Source organism: Streptomyces sp. NPDC014734 (genome assembly GCF_043083325.1).
Lineage (GTDB): Bacteria > Actinomycetota > Actinomycetes > Streptomycetales > Streptomycetaceae > Streptomyces.
Genome location: NZ_JBIBYN010000001.1, coordinates 389,869 through 409,373, shown reverse-complemented (window position 1 = coordinate 409,373; position 19,505 = coordinate 389,869). Strand labels below are relative to the sequence as shown.

The window sequence follows — 19,505 nt, the reverse complement described above, 5'->3', positions numbered from 1 at the left end:
TCCTCCGGCCGCCCGTTCTGTCGTCGGTCGGGCCCGGAGAGCCGGGGGTTTCCTCCGGAACGGGCGGGTCCCTTCGGGTCCGCCCGGAGCCTCGGTCACTCTGCGGAGTGAATTCGGTATCGGTTCGCTTACAGACGGCAACTTCCCTGTCTCCGCCGCAGTCAGTTGTGGGAGAGACAGAACAGACAGACGAAAATGCAACGGAGCATTCCCGGGGAGCGCATATGCACATCAGGGGCGACCACGCCGAACTGGTCGTCGGGGGCCGCCTCGACGTCCGAAGCGCGGCGGACGCCCGTACGGCCCTGCACTCGGCCCTCGACGACGGGGTCGGCGACCTGGTGCTCGATCTGACCGAGCTGGACTCCTGGGACGCCACCGGGCTCGGCGTCATCATGGGGGTGCACCGCCGGGCCGGGCGGGCCGGACGCCGACTGGTGCTCCGGGGCGTGCCGCCGCAGATGCAGCGTCTGCTGGTCGCGACCCGACTGCACCGCATTCTCGCCATCGAGGGCGGAATCGCCGCGGACTCCCTGCCGCGCGTGTAGCATCCCGGCCGCACGCGGTGTCCCGGCCCGGCCGTGCGGATCCGGCCGCTTCCGCGCTCTCCGGCCCTTGCCCGGTGCGTCCGGGCCCGGCCGATCGAAGCGCACGAACGGGCATATTCCATGGGAGAACGCGCGCATCGGACGGCGCGGCCCCCCGACTGCGCGGGGCCACCGGCCGACGGTCTAGGGTTCGGCCCGTCCGCCGATTGACGGGACCCACCGGGCGGACACCGGACCGGGAGCGACAGCAGGGCGTGCGAGGCCGGGAGGGAGAACCGTGCGCGACGCGTCTGGGGGCTTAGTTAGGCGATGGACCCGACACACCGGGGAACGGAAGAAAACGGACCGGACGGTGACGGCTTCGGCGGGGGTGGCGGGCGACCGGGCACCCCCGATGATCCGGCCGCGAGCACTCACCCCCGCCCGAGGGAAGAACCCATGACTCCGGAGTTCGGCCGGCGGGCCTCGCACCCGGCCCGAGTCGTCCGGGTCATATCGGGCGACTACCTCCTTACCGTCAACCCGATCGACGGCAGCGAGGTCGAACTCCGCCCGCCGGGCGAGCGGCTCGACCCCCCGCGCCGGCGCACCGAGACCGAGCGCGCCGACCGCGAGCGTGCCACCGCGCCCCCCGTGCCACCGGGGCCGCCCGCCCCGCAACCACCCCTCCTGGAACGCGCGGAAGAACGTGAACGGCTGGTGCGCCTGCTGTCCCGCGGGCGCTCCGTGCGGCTCACCGGCCCGGCCGGTTCCGGGCGCACGGCGCTGCTGGACGCCGTCGCCGCCGACTGCGGCGCGTTCGCGCCGGACGGCGTCGTACGGCTCTCCGGACACCGGCGGACCGCCACCGACCTGCTGCACGCGCTTTTCGAGGCCGTGTACGACGCGCCGCTGCACCGCCCCGACCGCGCAGGTCTCCTCGACCACACGCGGGGCATCGGCGCCGTCGTCGTACTCGACGACCTGGAGTTCGGCGGGGCGGCTCTGGAGGAGCTGCTCGACGCCACACCGGAGTGCGCCTTCCTGTTCGCCGCGACCCCGGACGTCCCCGCGCCCACCGCCCCGTCGCACCTCGAAGAGGTCTTCCTCGCCGGGCTCGGCCGCGACTGCTCGATCGATCTGCTGAAGCGGGTCGTCGAGCGTCCGCTCACCGAGGAGGAGACGAACTGGGCGGGGGACCTCTGGTTCGAGTCCGAGGGACTTCCGCTGCGCTTCGTCCAGGCGGGTGCCCTGCTGCGTCAACGCGACGCGCTGCGCACCGGCCCCGGTGCCCATGACCGTCCCGACCCGCACGACGCCCCCGTCGGCCTCCCGGCGGAACCGCCGTTCGGGCACGACGAGGCGACCGACGGCGTCCACCTGCCGCTGCCCAGCCTCGGCGAGGGGGCGGCGCCCGCCGCGCTGCTCGCGTCGCGGCTGAGCGGCCCCGCCCGCGACACCCTGCGCTTCGCGGTCGCGCTCGGCGGCGAGGTACCGCACCAGGCGCACCTGCCGGCCCTGGTGGGGGACACCCACGCGGACGCCGCGCTGGGGGAGCTGGCCGGCTGCGGGCTGCTCTCCCCGGCCGGTTCCCGCTACCGGCTGGCCGCCGGCGCCGTCGCCCAGTTGGAGGCGGCCGGATACGGCGAGGACGGCGCGGATCGGGCCCGGACGGCGGCCCAGCACTACGCCTGGTGGGCCGCTCACCCCTCGGTCACCCCGGAACGGGCGGTCGCGGAGGCGGACGCCCTGGTCGCCGCCATGGCCGGGCTCGTCCCCGGTGACGGTGCCGGGCAGACCAGCGCGGCCGTGCTGCTGGCCCGCAGCGCCGCTCCCGCGTTCGCCTCGGGGCTGCACTGGGGCGCCTGGGAGAAGGCCCTGCGGATCGGGCAGGAGGCCGCCAGGATCGCCGGGGAGGTCGCCGAAGAGGCGTACTTCCACCACGAGTTGGGGGTACTCGCGCTCTGTGCGGGCAACCCGGACCGGGCCAGGGCGGAGCTGGAGACGTCGATCGGCATGCGCGGAGCGCTCGCCGACAAGCCGGGCGCGGTGGCCGGACGCCGGGCGCTCGCCCTGGTCGCCGACCTCACCGGCGGGATGCTGCCCGGCGGACCACCGACCGCAGCCTCCCTCCCGACGGGCGACGAGACGCCGGACCGGCGGCGGGAACAGCCGGCGCCGCAGGCCGGACCGGCGGCGGTGACGCAGAAACTGGTGCCCCGGCACGACGTGGACACCACCGCGGTGATCTCCCGGCAGAGTGCCCCGGCCGCCGCCCCCGGTGCGCGGAAGGGTCCCTACTGGCTGGTGAGGACGGCCCGGCGCAACCTCGTCGCGGTGGGCGCGGGCGCGCTCCTCGCCGCCGTCCTCGGTACCGTGGTGGTGCTGGGGGCGACGTCCGGCGGCGGCCCCCAGGACAACCCCGGCGTCACGACCGAGGAGTCGGCACATCACGACGACGGCGGGAACGGGGACCCCGACGACGGGACGGAGAGCGGATCCGGGCCGCGGGACACCTCGTCCGGCGGCGACGCGGCGACGCCCGGTCCGTCCGGCAGCCCGACCACGCCGAGCGGGAGCGAGACGCCGTCCGAGGATCCGACGGAGCCGGACACCGGCCCCTCGTGGGGCACCCCCTCCGACGACGGGCAGCCGTCCGGTCCGTCGACGGGGACGCCCGACCCGACGAATACGTCCGAGCCGACGCATTCGGAGAACCCGAGCCCGAGCGAGACGGAGAGCGACACGCCCGACCCCACGGACACGACCACGGGGGAACCCCCGGAGTCCTCGCCGGGCACCTCCGACTTGGCGAGCGGGCCGTCCTCGTCGTCGTCCTCGCAGGAGAGCGCGGGCGGCGATCCGGCAGTGCTCTAGGCCGTGTCTGACCATTCCACGCGAGCGGGCGCCGCCCCGCACGGGACCTCGCCGCGTCGCCGAAAAGCCCTGGTAGCTCCGCTACAAGGACTTCCCGGCGCCTTGCGACGCACCGCACAGGACGACGCCCGCTGATCCATGCGGAATTGTCAGACACGCCCTGGTGACGTGAGCGGCACCAGCAGTGTGTGGGAGTCCTCCGGACGGTGCGGGGCCGCCGGAGGACGCACGAATCCGGACACGGCGGAACGCCGGGCGCCGGAGCACGAACGCCGGGCGCCGGACACGTCCCGCGTGTCCGGCGCCCGGCGTTCGCGGGGCCGGTGTGTCCGGAGTCCGGGGAGGCCGCGGGGGAGCGGTCAGAACAGGCGCAGCTTGTCGTCCTCGATGCCGCGCAGCGCGTCGTAGTCGAGAACCACGCAGTCGATACCCCGGTCCGTCGCCAGCACCCGCGCCTGCGGCTTGATCTCCTGCGCCGCGAAGACGCCCTTCACGGGAGCGAGGTGCGGGTCGCGGTTGAGCAGCTCCAGATAGCGCGTCAGTTGCTCCACGCCGTCGATGTCGCCCCGCCGCTTCAGCTCCACGGCCACGGTCCCCCCGTTCGCGTCCCGGCACAGGATGTCGACCGGCCCGATCGCGGTGAAGTACTCGCGGCGGATCAGGGTGTAACCCTCGCCGAGTGTCTCGATCCGGTCCGCGAGGAGTTCCTGCAGGTGCGCTTCGACACCGTCCTTGATGAGCCCCGGGTCGACGCCCAGCTCGTGGGAGGAGTCGTGGAGGATCTCCTCCATCGTGATGATCAGTTTCTCGCCCGCCTTGTTCACCACGGTCCAGACGCCCGCGGTGTCGTCGGCGCCCTCCTTGAGGGTGCAGGGCGGCGACATCCAGTTGAGGGGTTTGTACGCCCGGTCGTCGGCGTGGATCGACACGCTCCCGTCCGCCTTGACCAGGATCAGGCGGGGGGCGGAGGGCAGGTGGGCGGTGAGCCGGCCGGCGTAGTCCACGGAACAGCGGGCGATGACGAGACGCATGGTCGGCAACGCTACTCGACGACGGGTGCTCCACGCGATTCTCCCCTGCCGCCCTTGACCGCCGGGCCCCGGCCGTACCCGCCGTTTTCGCTCTTGCCCCTCTTTGCTCCCCTTCGGTATTGGCCGGTTGTGTTCCCAATCTCCTGGTGCGGCCAGGACCGCACCCTTACCGTGTAAGCAGGAGGTCGCCGTGTGTGCACGCTGCGTCGCCGCCCTCCTGCCCTGCCCGTAAGGCCCCGGCCCGGCGTCGGGGTCGCGAGAGGAGAACCCATGTCGCTCGACGTCTCACCGGCCCTGTTGGAACAGGCCGAGCGAGGCGAAGTCGACGAAGCCGATTTCGTCGACTGCGTCCGGACCTCCCTGCCCTACGCCTGGGAGATGATCAGCTCGCTGGTGGCACAACTGAAGGTCGACGGCGGAGAGTTCGCCGACAACCAGACGCCGCCGCCGGACGAGCAGGCCCGTGGCCAGCTGCTGCGCGCGCTTGCGAGTGATGCGATACGCGGCGCCCTGCAGCGGCACTTCGGGGTGCGTCTGGCATTCCAGAACTGCCACCGCGTCGCCGTGTTCCCGCTCGACGCCTCGGCGGACGAGCGGCTGACCCGATTCACCTCGGTGAGGGGGCAGCTGCTCAACCAGTCACCCGAACTCCGGGACTGCTGAGGCCTGTTCGGCGGCTCGGGATCTGTTCGGCCGTGGTCCGCCGGACAGAGCCCGAACGCCGCTGCTGTTCCGGACCGGGGGAGGCGCGATCGGCTCCGGAGCGGCGGCCCCGTACGCCCGACGGCCGTACACGCGCTCCCGTACGCCCGACGGCAGTGTGCGCGCCCCCGCACGTCCGGACGGTTTGCCCCGCCGTTCCATGGTGCCCGTGTCTCCTCGTGCGCCCCGGTGCGGCCTCGCGCGACCCGGTGCCTCCTGGAGCGGCAGCATGTGCTCTCGTGCCGCCCCGGCTCTCCTTCCGCGGGCCCGTGCCGCCGATGACCCGTCGGCCGGTCCCCTCTCAGACGAGGAGCGGCAGGACCTCGGTGCCCAGCCGGGCCACGTTCTCCTCCGTGGCCGCCAGGTCTCCCGACCCCTCCGCCAGGAGAGCGAAGCGGGTGATGCCCGTCCGCTCGGCGGTCGCGGTGAGCCGGTCCGCCGCGAGCCGGGGCGGACCCACCGGATGAAGGCCGCAGAGCAGCTCCGTGTAGGCGACCGGATCGCGCATCACCCGGTGCCGGCCGTCGACCGTCACATGCGCGTCCAGACCCTGCCGCAACCAGCCGGGCATCGCCTTGACGAGGGTCTCCACCGCGTCCTCGGGACGCTCGGCGATCTGCACCACCCCCGCGGACACGTGTCCGGCCGCCCGGACGCTCTCGGGCGGACGGCCCGCGGCAAGGGCGGCGGAGCGCCACAGGGCGATCATCTCCGCCTTCTCCTCGTCCCCGCAGTGCATCCCCAGAAGCATCGGCAGGCCGTTCTCCGCGGCGAGCCGCACGGTCCTCGGCGAGGTGCACGCGACGACCACCTCGGGGCCGCAGGGCCCGTCGCCCCCCTCCTCGTCCCCGACCCCGGCGAGCAGCTCGTCGGCCCGGGGGACCACCGCCACCTCGCGGAAGTCGTACCGCGGTCCCTTCCCGGCGACCCGCGCCCGGGTCAGCCAGTCGAGCAGCAGCTCCAGGGACTCCGGGAAGGCGTTCTCGTACGCCTCCAGGCCGCCTCCGAACACCTCCAGGTCCACCCAGGGGCCGCCCCGGCCGACGCCGAGCGTGAACCGGCCGCCGCTGGTGAGATGGAGCAGCGCGGCCTGCTCGCCGAGTGCGACCGGGTGCTGGGTCGGCAGCACGCTCACCGCCGTGCCGACCCGGATTCTCCTGGTGCGGCCGAGCAACAGCGCGGCCAGGGTGACAGCGGACGGGCAGACCCCGTACGGCACGAAATGGTGCTCCGCCAGCCAGACCGAGTCGAGTCCCGACTCCTCCGCGACCTCGGTGGACCGGATCGCGCGATGCAGCGCCTCCCCCGGACCCTGCCCCGGGAACTGGGCTGCCAGTACGAACGTTCCCACGCGCATCGCCAATTGCCTCCTTGCGGCCTACGTGGCTTCTCCCCTACGGGCAACAACGTCTGACACGTGCCAAAGGCACGGTCTGTCGGCAAGGTGGTGCGATTTTCCGGTAACTCACTCCGTCGGAGGCGCCGTTCCCGTACGCTGCGGCACGCACGGCTGGGCCGAATGGCCCTACCCTGGACGGGAACTGCCCGGTCTGTCTGTGAGGTGTCCTGTGTCCCCGCGCCGCAACCGTCCCCGAGACGGAGAGAGTTTTCAGGAGCGGGCAGCGGAGCCCGGCGCCCGGTACGGCGGTGGCGGACGCACCGAGGAATGGCGCGGGGAGGAGTGGTCGGTCCGCCCCGTGAGCGGCGCGGGCGCGGCCGGCAAGCGGTACCGCTGTCCCGGCTGCGACCAGGAGATCCCGTCCGGCGTTCCGCACCTGGTGGCCTGGTCCGAGTACGGCGGGATCGACGACCGCAGGCACTGGCACAAGGCCTGTTGGAACGCGAAGGACCGCCGCACCACACAGGTGCAGCGGTCCAGGAACGCCCCTCGGTACTGACCGCCCGCGGGCCGTCCGGTCACCGGGGACGAGCGGCAGGCGCCGGCCGGGGTCACACGTCCCGGCGGTTCAGCGTCGTGTAGGTGACGGCCATGACCGCGGCCGTCACCCCGATCATGATCCACAACGGGTCCCAGCCGGTCGGACCGGAGCTGGTGACCGAGACGTCGTAGAAGACGCTGAGCTGGCTGGGGATCGAGTAGATGAACAGCGCGCGCTGGAGTCCGAGCAGGGAGTCCGTGAACATGAAGATCCCCAGCACGAGCGGCAGCAGCACCACGCCGATCATGATCGTGATGGCCCCGGCCGAGTGCCGGACGAGCGCGCCGACGGCGAGCGAGAGCAGTCCCAGCGTCGCGATGTAGAGGCCGACGCCGACCGTGGCACGCAGCCACTCGTCCCAGCTCGCCGACACCCCGTCCAGCATCGCCGCCTGCATCGCGCCGACCGCCGCCGCCGTCACGGTGGTGACCGTGAAGGTGAGCAGGAAGAAGACGACGGCCTTGGCCGTCAGCACCCGGGAACGGTCGGGGCAGGCCGTCAGCGTCGGACGGATCAGACCGGTGCCGTACTCGGACGTGATGGTCAGCACGCCGAGCGTGATCACGCAGATCGAGCCCAGGAGCACCCCGAAGAAGCCGAAGCTGAGCACCGGTGTGTCCATCATCCGGGCTTGCGTCAGATTCAGTGCGAGCGTCACCAGCACACCGACGCCGAGCACCAGAACGACCATGACGCCGAGCGTCCACATGGTGGAGCGCACCGAACGGATCTTGGTCCACTCGGAGGCGAGCGCGTCGGCGAAGGTGGCGGGACGCACCGGGATGGGGGAGGCGTAGAGCGGTGCGTCCGGCGCGGTCGGCCGGTTCTGCCCGGGCGCCGACGTCTGTCGGTCCGGTACCCGCGGGGTCGGCGGTGTCGTCATCGGGCGTCCTCGCTGGTCTCGCTCTTGGTCAGGTCCGCGGGCGCGGTGGTGGTCGCGGCCCCGGCGGCGTCCGGGGCGGGCCCGGGCACCGCGTCCGTCGCGTTCCGGTCCTTTCCGGGCGGCGGTGGGGCGTACCAGTTCTGCTGCGGCATCTCCGGGACCGGTGGCAGCGGCTCCGCGTCGCCGGGCACGGGCTGCTGGAGCCCGGCCTTCTGGTCCTCCGTCGAGCGGTAGTCCACGGCACCCTGCGTCATCCGCATGTACGCCTCTTCGAGGGAGGCCCGGTGCGGCGAGAGCTCCCACAGCCGCACATCGGCCTCGTGGGCCACATCGCTGATCCGCGGCAGGTCCAGGCCGGTGACCCGCAGCGCCCCGTCCGGTTCAGGCAGGACCTGGCCGCCCGCCCCGGTCAGCGCGGCGATGAGCTTCTCGCGCCGCTCCGGCGCGCCGTCCACGACCCGTACCCGGGCGAAGCCCGCCGAGTTGGCGGCGATGAAGTCCCCGACGCCCATGTCGGCGAGCAGCTGACCGCGTCCGATCACGATCAGGTGGTCGGCGGTGAGCGCCATCTCGCTCATCAGATGACTGGAGACGAAGACCGTACGACCCTCCGACGCCAGCGTCCTCATCAGATTGCGGACCCAGAGGATGCCCTCCGGGTCGAGCCCGTTGACCGGCTCGTCGAAGAGCAGCACCTGGGGGTCGCCGAGCAGGGCCGCCGCGATGCCGAGCCGCTGACCCATGCCGAGCGAGAACCCCTTGGTCCGCACCCGGGCGACCTCGTGCAGGCCGACGACGCCGAGCACCTCGTCGACCCGGGCGGCAGGGATGCCGGCCAGCTGGGCGAGCGAGAGCAGGTGGTTGCGGGCGCTGCGCCCGCCGTGCACCGCCTTCGCGTCCAGCAGCGCGCCCACCAGCCGCGGGGCGTTCGGCAGGTGCCGGAAGGGGTGGCCGCCGATCGTGACGTGGCCCGACGTCGGCCGGTCCAGGCCCAGCATCATGCGCATGGTGGTGGACTTGCCCGACCCGTTGGGACCGAGGAACCCGGTGACGGCACCCGGCCGCACCTGGAAGGAAAGGTTGTGCACGGCCGTCTTCGCACCGTAGCGCTTGGTCAGGCCGACTGCCTCGATCATGCTTCAGCCCCATCGACTCTTGTCCGTCGTCGGGGCCCGGCCGTCCGGCCGGACACCCCCGTAAGAGGTACGAGGATATCGAGCCCTTGACTACCGGGGCCAAGCCGTTCCTCAGCGCGTCGTCGTCGTGACGAGGCGTGGCGGGTGTGCGGGGCGCCTGCCGACGGCGGCCGTGCCCGCGCCCGCCGTCCCGCGGGGCGGACGGCTCACGCGTCGCGCTTCTTCAGGACGAGACAGCCGCCGATCAGCGCGGCCACCACCCAGGCCACCAGGATGCCGAGCCCGCCCCACGGTCCGTAGGGGCTCTGACCGCTGTTCATCGCGTCGGGAACCACCTGCATGATCTTGGACCCGGCCCGGTCGGGGAAGTACTGGGCGACCTTCTTCGCACCCGGCACCACCGACAGGATCTGCGAGACCAGGAAGAAGAACGGCATCAGGATGCCCAGCGACAGCATGGAGCTGCGCAGCATCGTCGCCACGCCCATCGAGAAGATCCCGATCAGGCCCATGTAGAGGCCGGCGCCGACGACCGCGCGCAGGACGTGGGGCGCGCCGATGTCCGTGTGGTGGTCGCCGAGCAGGGCCTGCCCCAGGAAGAACGAGACGAAGCCGGTGACGAGGCCGACCACCAGGGCCAGCACACCTGCCACCGTGATCTTGCTGAAGAGGAACGTACCGCGCCGTGGCACGGCCGCGAGCGAGGTGCGGATCATGCCCGAGCTGTACTCCGTGCCGACCACCAGCACGCCGAACACGACCATGGCCAACTGGCCGAGGACCATGCCGGAGAAGCTGACGAAGGTCGGGTCGAACGTGCCCCGTTCCAGGGGCGGGAGGTCGTCGAACTGGGCGTTCATCAGGGCGCAGAGCGCCGCGCTCATCAGCACGGTGACGGCGAACGCGCAGATCAGCGTCCAGACGGTCGACGAGACCGTGCGGATCTTGGTCCATTCCGAGGTCAGGACCGCGGGTACCGATGCCATCGTCCTCACACCCCCTTGTCCATGGTGTCCGTGATGCCTGGGGTGCCCGTGGTGCCTGTGATGCCGTCCGCACCCGGCGCATCGGGCCGCCGGTCGTACTGCTCGCCCCAGCGGGGGCCCGCGGGCGGCGGCACCCCGTCCAGCTCCGAGTGCGCGTGGTACTCCACCGAATCCGCCGTCATCTGCATGAACGCTTCCTCCAGGGAGGCCCGCTGCGAGCTCAGCTCGTGCAGCACGATCCGGTGCCGGGCGGCGAGCTCGCCCAGGGCCTCGGCGGTGGTGCCGTCGATCTCCAGCGTGCCGCCGCCCGCCTCGACCACCACCAGACCCTCCGCGTGCAGCACGTCGCGCAGCCGCTCGCGCTCCGGGGAACGCAGCCGCACGTAGCTGCGGGAATTCTGCTGGATGAAATCGGCCATCGAGGTGTCGGCGAGCAGCCGGCCCTGTCCGATCACGATCAAATGGTCGGCGGTGAGCGCCATCTCGCTCATCAGATGGGACGAGACGAAGATCGTCCGGCCCTCCGCGGCGAGCGCCTTCATCAGGTTGCGGATCCAGTGGATGCCCTCGGGGTCGAGCCCGTTGACCGGCTCGTCGAAGAGCAGCACCCGGGGGTCGCCGAGCAGGGCCGCCGCGATGCCGAGCCGCTGGCCCATGCCGAGCGAGAAGCCCTTCGACTTCTTCCGCGCGACCGCCGTCAGGCCGACGGTGTCCAGCACCTGGGCGACCCGGCTCACCGGGATGCGATTGCTCTGCGCGAGGCAGAGCAGGTTGTTGTACGCGCTGCGCCCGCCGTGCATCGATTTGGCGTCCAGCAACGCGCCGATGTACTTCAGGGGTTCGTCGAGCTCGCGGTAGCGCCTGCCGTCGATGCGCACCGAACCGCTTGTCGGGTTGTCGAGATCGAGCATCATCCGCATCGTGGTGGACTTGCCGGCCCCGTTCGGACCCAGAAAGCCCGTCACCATGCCGGGGCGGACATGGAACGAGAGCCGGTCCACGGCGACCTTGTTCCCGAAGCGCTTGGTGAGGCCATCGAGCTCGATCATGCGTTCACGCTAGAACGGCCACGCGCCCGGCGCCACCACAAAGGCGGAACCGGGCGCGTCGGGGCGTGGAAGCGGAACGGCTTCGACGCGGCGGATCAGCGGGTCTGCTGGGCCGGGACGCCGCGGGTCGCGGACTCGTCGTCGACGGGGGAACCTGCGGCGGCGACCGCGGCACCCGTCAGCGTCGCCAGCATCTCGCGGACGTTGGTCAGCTGGGCGTTGATCGAGTCGCGGCGGTTGGTGAGCGCCGCCAGCTCGCGCTCCGATTCGCTGCGGATCCGGTCGGCCTTGGCGTTCGCGTCGGCCACGATGTCCTCGGACTGGCGCTGCGCGGTCTCGACCGTCTGACGGGCCCGGCGCTCGGCGTCCGTACGGAGCTTCTCGGCCTCCAGGCGGAGCTGCTCGGCGCGGTGCTCGATCTCGGCGAGGCGCTTCTCGGCCTTGGCCTGACGGGACGCGAGGTCGCGCTCCGACTGGTCGCGGCGCTTGGCCAGGTTGGTCTCGAAGTCCGCGGCGGCCTGGGCGGCCTTGGCGCGGGTCTCCTCGAAGAGGGCGTCGGCCTCCTCGCGCTTCTGCGCGGCGTCCTTCTGGGCCTCCGTGCGCAGCGAACCGGCCTCACCCTTGGCCTTCTCGACGATGCGAACGCCCTCGTCCTCGGCCTTCGCCTTGCGCTCGGCGGCGAACGCCTCGGCGTCGTTGCGCACCTGCTGGGCGGCCGACTCGGCGAGCTCACGGTGCTGCTCGGCGGCGCGACGGGCCTCCTCACGCAGGTCCTTCGCCTCCTCCTCGGCCAGGCGGAGAATCTTCTCCACACGCGCACCGAGACCGGCGTACGACGGCTCCGCGTCGCTCACCTGGGCCTGGGCGTTCTGCGTTTCGAGGTGGAGTTCCTCGATGCGCTTTTCCAGAGACGTGATGCGGGCGAGAGCACTATCACGATCGGCGACGAGCTTGGTAATGCGGTCATCCACCTGACCGCGGTCGTATCCACGTCGCACGAGCTCGAAGCCGAAGGGGGAGGAAGGGTCGCTCATGGGGTTCCTGTCGAATGAGACCGGTGAGGTGTTAGAGGGAATCCTAGGGGCCGGAGCGGCGTGTCATCGAGTGGATGCCGGTTTGGTCTGGAGAATGACACCCCTTTTGAGTGGCCGCCCCGGGTAACTCTTGCTACTCGAAGGGTCGAACCTCCCTGCCTGGACGCGGACATGACGTAACGCTACTTCTCGGACGACTTACCACCCGATCGAGTGCCCGCGGCTGCCCCGGCTTTGACGTTGTTGCCGGAACCGCCGCCCGAACCCTTGCCGTTCGACGGTGTCTCGAACGACTCCAGGGCCTCCAGTACGTCCTGGACGCGGGAGATCTCGGTGTTGATGTCCGCGCGCCGCCGTACCAACTGGTCGAGTTCGCGTCTGCCCTCGTCCACCGTACGCTTCGCCTCCGCCTCGGCGTCGGCCCGCAGCTTCTCGGCCTCGCGCACCAGCGTGGCCTTCTTCTGCTCGGCCTCCTTCAGCAGTGACTCGGCCCGCTTCACCGCGGCGATCCGGACCTTGCTCGCCTCCGAATTGGCGTTCGCCAACAGTTCCTTGGCCTTCGACTCGGCGTCGTCCCGCTGCTCGGTCGCCGCCTTCATCAGCTTGTCGACGCGTTCGCCCGCCGTCTTCATCTGCTCGGCGGTCTCCCGCCGTGCGCGGTCGTGCAGTTCCTCGATCTCGGCCTCGATCCGGGTCCTGAGCTCCTCGGCCCGTTCCCGGATGGCCGTGGCGTCCCGGCGTGCGCCGACCAGCAGTTCGTCGGCGTCCGTACGGGCGCGCTCCACCAGGGAGTTGCCCTCGACGGTGGCCTCGGACGTGATCCGCACGGCCTCCTTGCGGGCCGCGCCGACCATGGTGTCGGCCTGCCCCTCCGCCTCGGTGGCGGCCCGCAGTGCCTCCTCCTGGGCCTTGCCGATGAGCTGGTCCGCCTGCTCGGCGGCATCGGCCCGGCGCTTCGCCGCCGCCTCGCGCGCCTCGTCGAGCGACCGGTCGGCCTCCTGGCGGGCCCGGGCGCGCAGCTCCTCGACCGCGGCCTCAGCCTCGGCGCGGACCCGCTCCGACTCCTCGCGGGTGCGGGTCGCGTGCTCCTGCGCCGCCGCGACGGTGGCCGCCGCCTCCGCCCGCAGCCGCTCGGCCTCGTCCGTGGCCTCGCCCATGGTCCGGGTGGCCCGCTGACTCGCCTCGTCGGACAGCGCCTTCGCCTTCCGCGTCGCGTCGTCGACGAGCTGGGTGGCCCGCTGACTCGCCTCGTCGGACAGCGCGTTCGCGTGCCGCGTCGCGTCGTCGACGAGCTGGGCGGCCTGCTGGGTCGCGTCCTCGACGAGCTGGGTGGCCCGCTGCGTCGACTCGGCACCGAGGCGCTCGGCCTCGCTCGTGGCCTCGCCCACCAGGCGGTCGGCCTGGGCCGCGGCCTCGGACCTCATCCGGTTGGCGTCCTCGCGCGCCTCGGCGCGGCTGCGTGCCGCGTCCTGCTCGGCCGACGCCAGCGAGTCCGACGCCTCGGTACGCATCCGCTGGCTGTACTCGGCGGCGTCCGCGCGCATCCGTTCCGACTCGGTGATCGCGTCCGCGACCGTCCGCTCGGCCATCGCCTTCGCGGCCTCGGACTCCTCCTGGGCCTCCCGGCGGATCCGGGCCGCGTCCTCCCCGGCCCGGTCGCGCTCCGCGTACGCGTCGGTACGGACCCGGTCCGCCTCCTCCTGCGCCTCGGACTTCGTCCGCTCCGCGGCGTGCTCGGCGGCCGAGCGCAGCCCGGCGATCTCCTCCTCGGCCTGTTCCTGGAGGCCGGCGACCGAATCCCGCACCTTCTGCGCGGCCTGTTCGGCGGTGGCGACCAGCTCGGTGGCCCGGCCGTCCGCCTCCTCGACCAGGCGCTGGGCCTCGGCCTGTGCCTCCTCGACCCGCTTGCGGGCGGAGGCGAGGAGCTCCTCGCTCTGCTCGCGGGCCCGCTCGCGCTCCTGGTCGGCCTCGGTGCGTGCCGTGCCGAGGGTCTCCTCGGCCTCCCGGCGGCGCCGGTTCGCCTCCTCGCGCGCCGCCTCCAGCGCCTCGGCGGCCTCCGCGCCGACCCGTTCCGCCGCGGCCGCGGCCTCGGACCGCAGCCGGTCGGCGGTCTCCTGCGCCTCGGACCTGAGCCGCTCCGCCTCCGCGGCGGCCTCGGTGCGCAGCCGTACGGCGGTGGTCTCGCCCTCCGCGCGCGCCTGCGAGGCGTCCGCGGCGGCCTCGTCGCGCAGCCGCTCCGCCTCGGACTCCGCCTGCTCGCGCAGCGTCCGCAGCCGCTCGGCCGCTTCCGTGCGCAGCCGCTCGGACTCTTCGTTCGTCTCGCGCCGGAGCCGTTCCGTCTCGGCACGGGCGTCCGTGAGCGTCTGCTCGGCGGTGGCGACCTTGGTCTCGGCCTCGGTGTGCAGCCGGGTCAGTTCCTCGGCGGCCTCGGCCTGCCGGGCCGCGACCGCGCCCTCGGTCTCCTCGCGCAGCTCCGCCGCCGCCCGCTCCGCCGCGGTGGTGGTGGACTCGGCCTGCTCCTCGGCCTCGGTGCGCAGCTCCTCGGCCTCGGTGCGGGCGCGCTCCAGGGCCTCCTCGGCCTGCTTGCGCAGCGCGGCGGCCCGCTCGGACGCCTCGGTGCGGACCCGCTCGCTCTCCGCGCTCGCGGTGGTGCGCAGCTCCTCCGCGTCGCCCTTCGCCTTCGCCAGCAGCTCCTCGGCGGTCTTCGCGCCCTCCTCGATCTGCTGGACGGCCTCGCGCCTGGCCTCGCCCCGGATCCGCTCGCCCTCGGCGACCGCGTCGGAACGCAGCTGCTCGGCCTCGCCGCGCAGCCGGCGCGCCTCCTCCTGGAGTTCGACCGTCTTGGCCCGGTACTCCTTGGTGTCGTCCTTGGCCGCGCCCTTGAGCTGATCGGCCTGCTCGGCGGCCTCGCCGCGCAGCCGGTCCGCCTCGGCCTCCGCCTCGCGGCGAATCCGCTCGGCCTCCTCGCCCGCCGCCCTGGTGGTGGACTTCGCGTCCTCGGACGCCTTGGTCAGCACCTCCTCGGCGGACCTGGCGGCCTTGGCGAGCTGTGCGGCGGCGTCCTCGGCGGCGGCCGACCGGGCCTTCTCGGCGGCCTCGGACTTCAGCCGCTCCGCCTCGGCGCGGGAATCGACGAGCGCCTGCTCGGCCTCCTCCTTGAGGGCCTCGGCCTCCTTGGTGGCCTCGCCGACCAGGCGGGCGATCTCCGACCTGGCGGTACGGGTGCGCTGTTCGTTCTCCGACTCGGCGGCGGCCAGCCGCTTGACGGCCGCGTCCTTCGCCTCCGCGGAGACCTTCTCGGCCTCCAGCCGGGCCTCGCGCAGCCGGGTCTCGGCCTCCTGCATGCGCTGCTCGGCGGCCCGGTTGAGCTCGGCGGTCCGCTGCCGTGTCTGCTCGGTCTCGGCGGTCGTCGACGAGCGCAGCCGTTCGGCGTGGCTGGTGGCCTCCTGAGCCTGGGCGGAGGCGGTGTCCAGCATCCGCTCGGCGTCCTTGCGGGCGCGCAGCAGGATCGCCTCGGCCTCGGCCCGGGTGGCCTCGGCCTCGGAGCCCATCCGCTGCCGGGTCTCCTCCGCCAGCCGGCCGGCCTCCGCCCGCGCGGACGTCAGGGCCTGTTCGGCCTCGGCCCGGGACTCGTCCAGCAGCCGCCGGGCCTGGGACTCCGTCCTGGCCCTGAGCTGCTCGGCCCAGGCGACGTTCTCGTTGACGTGCGACTCGACAGTGCGGCGGCGCTCGGCCAACTCCTGGTCGAGCTGCTGGCGCCGCTGGACTGCCTCGTTGTGCAGCTCCGCCTGGAGCCGTGCCTGGTGTTCGGCGTGCTCCTGGAGGATCCGCTGCGTCTGCGCCCGGGCCTCGCGCAGTTCCCGTTCGGCGTCCGTGCGCAACTGCTCGGCCTGGATCTGCGCGTTGCGGAGCATCTGCTCGGCCTGGTAGCCGAGGTCCGCGCTGTCGTACGCGGGACGGTTCGCGAGATTGCGCCGAGCCTCGTGCAGCTTGGCGCGCAAGACCTCGACCTGGTAGCCGAGGTCCTCGGCGTGCTGTACGGCCTTCTCCCGGTCGGTTTTCAGCCGCTCCATCTCGGCTTCGAACCGCGAGAGATGGTCGTCGTCAGCTCGGTGGCTCTCCTGGCGTTCGTAGCCCCGCACTGCGCGGTCCCATCCTTCCCCGAGCTCTCAACTTTGTTCGAGCGGGGGAGACCCCAACCCTGGTCGCAACTTTCCAGCGGGCACCGTTCGCCGGTGAACGGTCCCCCGGGGAATGGTGACAGATCAACGGCTGGGGACGCGGCGCGGCCCCGACCCGGCCCCGGCCCGGAATCGCCCACTCTACCGGGCCAGGTATCCGGAGGTCAGTGCTCCGCTGCGGACGTGACCAGTTCCGTGAGGACGCCGTGGCAGTCCTTGGGGTGCAGGAAGGTGATTCTGGACCCCATGGACCCGGTCCTGGGCTCGTCGTACAGCACCCTGACTCCCTTCCCGCGGATGTCCGCCGCGTCCGCGTCGACGTCCGCGGTGCCGAAGGCGATGTGGTGGACCCCCTCCCCGTTCTTCGCCATCCACTTGCCGACGGGCGAGTCCTCCCGGATCGGCTGCAGGAGCTGGAGGTAGGAAGCGCCGCCGTCGGACGTATCGTTGATCTTGAGCATGGCCTCGCGTACGCCCTGCTCCTCGTTGATCTCGGTGTGGAAGACCTCGAACCCGTAGGTCGAGCGGTAGAACTCGACGGTCGTGTCGAGGTCGGAACAGGCGATCCCGATGTGGTCGATTCGCGTCAGCATGGAACAAGTGCAGCGCTCCACCGATGGTTACGCAACGTGCGCGCGATCACACCCATCACCGGATGACGGGCGGAGTACCGCTCAGTACATTCGAGTAAACCCTCGTTCACACCTCATCCCAAGGGGCTGCGCCTCATGTCAGGAACGACCGGTACCACCTCAGTGATCGTCGCGGGCGCGCGTACGCCCATGGGCCGTCTCCTCGGCTCGCTGAAGAGCTTCTCCGGGGCCGAACTCGGCGGCATCGCCATCAAGGCGGCGCTGGACCGGGCCGGCATCGGCGGCGACCAGGTCGACTACGTGATCATGGGCCAGGTGCTCCAGGCCGGTGCGGGCCAGATTCCGGCGCGCCAGGCGGCGGTCCGGGCGGGCATCCCGATGAACGTCCCGGCGCTCACCATCAACAAGGTGTGCCTGTCCGGGCTCGACGCGATCGCGCTCGCCGACCAGCTCATCCGGGCCGGCGAGTTCGACATCGTCGTCGCCGGCGGCCAGGAGTCCATGACGAACGCCCCGCACCTGCTCCCGAAGTCCCGGGAGGGCCACAAGTACGGCGCGATCGAGATGCTCGACTCGATGGCGCACGACGGCCTGACCGACGCCTACGAGAACATCCCGATGGGCGAGTCCACCGAGATCCACAACGCCCGCCTGGGCCTGACCCGCGCCGACCAGGACGAGATCGGCGCGCTCTCCCACCAGCGCGCCGCCGCCGCGCAGAAGAACGGGATCTTCGAGGCCGAGATCACCCCGGTGGAGATCCCTCAGCGCAAGGGCGACCCGGTCCTCTTCGCCAAGGACGAGGGCATCCGGCCGGAGACCACCGCGGAGTCCCTCGGCAGGCTGCGTCCGGCCTTCGCCAAGGACGGCACGATCACCGCGGGCACCTCCTCGCAGATCTCCGACGGCGCCGCCGCGGTGGTCGTGATGAGCAGGGCCAAGGCCGAGGAACTGGGCCTGGACTGGATCGCCGAGATCGGCGCCCACGGCAACGTGGCGGGCCCGGACAACTCGCTCCAGTCGCAGCCGTCCCACGCGATCCTGCACGCGGTGAAGAAGGCGGGCATCCGGGTCGAGGACCTCGACCTGATCGAGATCAACGAGGCGTTCGCGGCGGTCGCCGTCCAGTCGATGAAGGACCTGGGCGTCACGTCGGAGAAGGTGAACGTCAACGGCGGCGCCATCGCGCTCGGCCACCCGATCGGCATGTCCGGTGCCCGGCTGGTGCTGCACCTGGCGCTGGAGTTGAAGCGGCGCGGCGGCGGCACCGGGGCGGCGGCGCTGTGCGGCGGCGGCGGTCAGGGCGACGCGCTGATCATCCGCGTACCGAAGTAGTCCCCGGGCTCCCCGGGTGGGCCCGCTCCGCGACCGGCGCGGGCCCGGGAGCAGGAACGGTCCGGGAGGGCCGTACGTCGTACCACGTGGAGCACGCAGCGAGTGAACGGAGCGGTGATGGTGGACGTCCCCACCCTGGTCGAGCAGGCACGGGCCGGCCGGCCGAGGGCCGTGGCCCGGCTCATCTCCCTGGTGGAGGGCGCGTCGCCGCAACTGCGCGAGGTGATGGCGGCGCTGGCGCCGCTGACGGGCAACGCCTACGTCGTCGGCCTCACCGGTTCGCCCGGCGTCGGCAAGTCCACGTCGACGTCGGCACTGGTCTCGGCGTACCGCAGGGCGGGCAGACGGGTCGGCGTCCTGGCCGTCGACCCGTCCTCGCCGTTCTCCGGCGGCGCGCTCCTCGGCGACCGGGTGCGGATGTCGGAGCACGCCTCCGACCCGGGTGTCTACATCCGCTCCATGGCCACCCGCGGGCATCTGGGCGGCCTCGCCTGGGCGGCACCGCAGGCCATCCGGGTGCTGGACGCGGCGGGCTGCGACGTGGTCCTGGTGGAGACGGTCGGCGTGGGCCAGTCGGAGGTGGAGATCGCCTCCCAGGCCGACACCTCGGTCGTCCTGCTGGCGCCCGGCATGGGCGACGGCATCCAGGCGGCGAAGGCCGGGATCCTGGAGATCGGCGACGTCTACGTGGTCAACAAGGCCGACCGGGACGGCGCGGACGCCACCGCCCGCGAGCTCAACCACATGCTGGGCCTCGGCGAGGCGCGCGGACCCGGCGACTGGCGACCGCCGATCGTGAAGACGGTCGCGGCCCGGGGCGAGGGCATCGACGAGGTCGTCGAGGCACTGGAGAAGCACCGGGCGTGGATGGAGGAGCGCGGGGTCCTCGCCGAACGGCGCACGGCCCGCGCGGCCCGCGAGGTCGAGACCATCGCCGTCACCCGGCTGCGCGAGCGCATCGGCGACCTGCACGGCGACCGCCACCTCGGCGCGCTCGCCGAACGCATCGTCGCGGGGGGCCTCGACCCGTACACCGCGGCGGACGAACTGGTGGCGGGACTCACCGAGGGCTGACCGGCCCGGGCGGTCGCGGCCGTACCCCGCCGCGCCGGGGCGCCGGGGCGCGGACGTGGGGACGGACGGCCCCCGGCACGGTCCCGCGCGTTCCGGCGCGTTCCCGCTGCGGGCGTCGGGGCCGCTTCCTCACACGTTTCCCGACGCCGCTTCTCCC

General features: G+C 72.5%; 15 protein-coding genes. 6 read left to right on the top strand and 9 right to left on the bottom strand.

Translation table 11 applies throughout. From position 1 onward, the window contains the following. Nucleotides 1-224 precede the first annotated feature (224 nt). Together ACF1CT_RS01815 and ACF1CT_RS01810 are read left to right on the top strand one after the other, a co-directional pair. Entirely contained in the window at nt 225-548 is a 324-nt protein-coding gene (locus tag ACF1CT_RS01815) for an STAS domain-containing protein (RefSeq protein WP_376234295.1), read from the top strand. 309 nt (nt 549-857) lie between these two features. Then, nucleotides 858-3,404: an ATP-binding protein gene (locus ACF1CT_RS01810; protein WP_391781761.1), complete on the top strand. Its 2,547-nt coding sequence runs from the start codon at nt 858-860 to the stop codon at nt 3,402-3,404. Between the two features lie 359 nt (nt 3,405-3,763). Here ACF1CT_RS01810 and nucS read toward each other — a convergent pair whose 3' ends face one another. Next, nucleotides 3,764-4,435: an endonuclease NucS gene (gene nucS, locus ACF1CT_RS01805; protein ID WP_391781760.1), complete on the bottom strand. Its 672-nt coding sequence runs from the start codon at nt 4,433-4,435 to the stop codon at nt 3,764-3,766. Nucleotides 4,436-4,705: 270 nt separating this feature from the next. On the opposite strand from nucS, the gene ACF1CT_RS01800 reads away from it, so the two are divergent. Beyond that, nucleotides 4,706-5,098, top strand: a complete 393-nt coding sequence (locus tag ACF1CT_RS01800) for an SCO5389 family protein (RefSeq protein ID WP_391781759.1) — start codon at nt 4,706-4,708, stop codon at nt 5,096-5,098. Between the two features lie 340 nt (nt 5,099-5,438). On the opposite strand, the gene ACF1CT_RS01795 is transcribed toward ACF1CT_RS01800, so the two are convergent. After that, nucleotides 5,439-6,494, bottom strand: a complete 1,056-nt coding sequence (locus ACF1CT_RS01795) for an LLM class flavin-dependent oxidoreductase (RefSeq protein ID WP_391781758.1) — start codon at nt 6,492-6,494, stop codon at nt 5,439-5,441. A gap of 211 nt (nt 6,495-6,705) precedes the next feature. Between ACF1CT_RS01795 and ACF1CT_RS01790 the strand changes: the two genes are divergently transcribed. Further along, nucleotides 6,706-7,035 carry an ATP/GTP-binding protein gene (locus tag ACF1CT_RS01790; protein ID WP_391781757.1) on the top strand — a complete coding sequence of 110 codons (330 nt, stop codon included), beginning with the start codon at nt 6,706-6,708 and terminating at the stop codon, nt 7,033-7,035. Between the two features lie 52 nt (nt 7,036-7,087). Here ACF1CT_RS01790 and ACF1CT_RS01785 read toward each other — a convergent pair whose 3' ends face one another. The 7 genes from ACF1CT_RS01785 to mce form a co-directional block, all read right to left on the bottom strand. After that, nucleotides 7,088-7,960, bottom strand: coding sequence for an ABC transporter permease subunit (locus tag ACF1CT_RS01785; RefSeq protein ID WP_391781756.1), 873 nt, complete (start codon nt 7,958-7,960; stop codon nt 7,088-7,090). Then, nucleotides 7,957-9,096 carry an ATP-binding cassette domain-containing protein gene (locus ACF1CT_RS01780; RefSeq protein WP_391781755.1) on the bottom strand — a complete coding sequence of 380 codons (1,140 nt, stop codon included), beginning with the start codon at nt 9,094-9,096 and terminating at the stop codon, nt 7,957-7,959. The genes ACF1CT_RS01785 and ACF1CT_RS01780 overlap by 4 nt, the downstream gene beginning before the upstream one ends. Before the next feature lie 206 nt (nt 9,097-9,302). Then, nucleotides 9,303-10,082: an ABC transporter permease gene (locus ACF1CT_RS01775; RefSeq protein ID WP_391781754.1), complete on the bottom strand. Its 780-nt coding sequence runs from the start codon at nt 10,080-10,082 to the stop codon at nt 9,303-9,305. Nucleotides 10,083-10,087: 5 nt separating this feature from the next. Then, complete coding sequence (locus tag ACF1CT_RS01770) at nt 10,088-11,131, bottom strand: ABC transporter ATP-binding protein (protein WP_391781753.1); 1,044 nt, start codon at nt 11,129-11,131, stop codon at nt 10,088-10,090. Nucleotides 11,132-11,226: 95 nt separating this feature from the next. Then, on the bottom strand, nt 11,227-12,165 hold the full coding sequence (locus ACF1CT_RS01765) for a cellulose-binding protein (protein ID WP_391781752.1): 939 nt from the start codon (nt 12,163-12,165) through the stop codon (nt 11,227-11,229). A gap of 182 nt (nt 12,166-12,347) precedes the next feature. Beyond that, complete coding sequence (scy, locus tag ACF1CT_RS01760; protein ID WP_391781751.1) at nt 12,348-16,307, bottom strand: polarized growth protein Scy; 3,960 nt, start codon at nt 16,305-16,307, stop codon at nt 12,348-12,350. A gap of 203 nt (nt 16,308-16,510) precedes the next feature. Then, nucleotides 16,511-16,939, bottom strand: coding sequence for a methylmalonyl-CoA epimerase (gene mce, locus ACF1CT_RS01755; protein ID WP_391781750.1), 429 nt, complete (start codon nt 16,937-16,939; stop codon nt 16,511-16,513). Nucleotides 16,940-17,074: 135 nt separating this feature from the next. Between mce and ACF1CT_RS01750 the strand changes: the two genes are divergently transcribed. Both ACF1CT_RS01750 and meaB read left to right on the top strand, forming a co-directional pair. Beyond that, entirely contained in the window at nt 17,075-18,274 is a 1,200-nt protein-coding gene (locus ACF1CT_RS01750; protein WP_391781749.1) for an acetyl-CoA C-acetyltransferase, read from the top strand. A 117-nt stretch (nt 18,275-18,391) separates the two neighbouring features. Beyond that, nucleotides 18,392-19,348 (top strand): methylmalonyl Co-A mutase-associated GTPase MeaB, encoded by a 957-nt coding sequence (meaB, locus tag ACF1CT_RS01745; RefSeq protein WP_391781748.1) that lies wholly within the window; start codon nt 18,392-18,394, stop codon nt 19,346-19,348. Nucleotides 19,349-19,505 lie beyond the last annotated feature (157 nt).

Bases quoted from the DNA above. Each gene is read 5' to 3' on its own strand.
- ACF1CT_RS01815 (WP_376234295.1), top strand. From the start codon at position 225: ATGCACATCAGGGGCGACCACGCCGAACTGGTCGTCGGGGGCCGCCTC.
- ACF1CT_RS01810 (WP_391781761.1), top strand. From the start codon at position 858: ATGGACCCGACACACCGGGGAACGGAAGAAAACGGACCGGACGGTGAC.
- nucS (WP_391781760.1), bottom strand. From the start codon at position 4,435: ATGCGTCTCGTCATCGCCCGCTGTTCCGTGGACTACGCCGGCCGGCTC.
- ACF1CT_RS01800 (WP_391781759.1), top strand. From the start codon at position 4,706: ATGTCGCTCGACGTCTCACCGGCCCTGTTGGAACAGGCCGAGCGAGGC.
- ACF1CT_RS01795 (WP_391781758.1), bottom strand. From the start codon at position 6,494: ATGCGCGTGGGAACGTTCGTACTGGCAGCCCAGTTCCCGGGGCAGGGT.
- ACF1CT_RS01785 (WP_391781756.1), bottom strand. From the start codon at position 7,960: ATGACGACACCGCCGACCCCGCGGGTACCGGACCGACAGACGTCGGCG.
- ACF1CT_RS01780 (WP_391781755.1), bottom strand. From the start codon at position 9,096: ATGATCGAGGCAGTCGGCCTGACCAAGCGCTACGGTGCGAAGACGGCC.
- ACF1CT_RS01775 (WP_391781754.1), bottom strand. From the start codon at position 10,082: ATGGCATCGGTACCCGCGGTCCTGACCTCGGAATGGACCAAGATCCGC.
- ACF1CT_RS01770 (WP_391781753.1), bottom strand. From the start codon at position 11,131: ATGATCGAGCTCGATGGCCTCACCAAGCGCTTCGGGAACAAGGTCGCC.
- ACF1CT_RS01765 (WP_391781752.1), bottom strand. From the start codon at position 12,165: ATGAGCGACCCTTCCTCCCCCTTCGGCTTCGAGCTCGTGCGACGTGGA.
- mce (WP_391781750.1), bottom strand. From the start codon at position 16,939: ATGCTGACGCGAATCGACCACATCGGGATCGCCTGTTCCGACCTCGAC.
- ACF1CT_RS01750 (WP_391781749.1), top strand. From the start codon at position 17,075: ATGTCAGGAACGACCGGTACCACCTCAGTGATCGTCGCGGGCGCGCGT.
- meaB (WP_391781748.1), top strand. From the start codon at position 18,392: ATGGTGGACGTCCCCACCCTGGTCGAGCAGGCACGGGCCGGCCGGCCG.